The 1,033-nt window shown below is 66.2% G+C and carries 2 protein-coding genes; both read left to right on the top strand.

Features of this window, described 5'->3' with window-relative positions; genetic code table 11:
- The first annotated feature begins 68 nt into the window (after nucleotides 1-68).
- Nucleotides 69-464 (top strand): tol-pal system-associated acyl-CoA thioesterase, encoded by a 396-nt coding sequence (gene ybgC, locus AC1DU6_RS32595; protein ID WP_477862389.1) that lies wholly within the window; start codon nucleotides 69-71, stop codon nucleotides 462-464.
- Nucleotides 461-1,033: protein TolQ (tolQ, locus tag AC1DU6_RS32590; RefSeq protein ID WP_477862387.1), on the top strand; the 573-nt coding region annotated here is incomplete at its 3' end. The genes ybgC and tolQ, both read left to right, overlap by 4 nt.

Raw genomic sequence — 1,033 nt, 5'->3', positions numbered from 1 at the left:
CGCCTTTCCTTCGCGTCGTCGATGGAAGACCTGCAGGAAGCTGTTTCCCGCCTGCGCGGAGTCCTCGCATGAACTTCCAGTTCCCCGTTTGCGTCTACTGGGAAGACACCGACGCTGGCGGCATCGTCTTCTATGCCAACTACCTGAAGTTCTTCGAGCGCGCTCGCACCGAGTGGCTGCGTGCGGCGGGCGTCGAGCAGCACCAGCTGCGTGAAGACACGGGCCTCATCTTCGTCGTCGCCGCTACCAGCCTGCGCTACGCCGCGCCGGCCAAGCTGGATGACCTGCTGACCATCACTGTCGAACCTGAGCCCGCGGGCCGCGCCAGCCTCGTGGTTCGCCAGCGCGCGCTGCGCGCTAACACGCTGCTGTGCGAAGGCGAGATCCGCATCGGCTGCGTGCGCGCCAGCGACCTGAAACCCCAACGCCTGCCCGACTCTGTCGTGGCAGCGATCACCGCATGAACCAAGACCTGTCCATCGTCTCCCTGATCCTGCACGCCAGCTTCGCGGTGCAGCTCGTCATCGCGGGCCTGCTGCTCGTGTCGCTGGCGAGCTGGAGCGTCATCTTCGGCAAGCTGATCGGCCTGGGCCAGATCAAGCGCCGCAACGATGCCTTCGAGGCCGAGTTCTGGAGCGGCAAGAACCTCAACGACCTCTATCAGTCGGTCGGCAACCGTGCGGATGCCGCACCTCTGGAGCGCATCTTCGCCTCAGGCATGCGCGAGTTCCTGAAGCTGCGTGAGAAGCGCGTKACCGATGCCGGCGCCCTGCTCGACGCAGCCCGCCGCGCGATGCGCGCGAGCTTCCATCGCGAGCTGGACGCGATGGAGCACAACCTGTCCTTCCTCGCGTCGGTGGGCTCGGTCTCCCCGTATGTCGGCCTGTTCGGCACCATCTGGGGAATCATGCACGCCTTCGTCGGCTTGTCGAATCTGACGCAGGTGACGCTGGCCACGGTCGCGCCGGGCATTGCCGAAGCGCTGGTCGCCACGGCCATCGGCTTGTTCGCCGCCATTCCCGCCGTGCTGGCC

Source organism: Roseateles sp. P5_B10 (assembly GCF_056400485.1).
Note: the sequence above shows the minus strand (reverse complement) of the source record. Positions and strands in the feature narration are given on the sequence as shown.

What these genes read in the sequence shown, in the direction of transcription:
- ybgC (WP_477862389.1), top strand. Translation starts at nt 69, where the DNA reads ATGAACTTCCAGTTCCCCGTTTGCGTCTACTGGGAAGACACCGACGCT.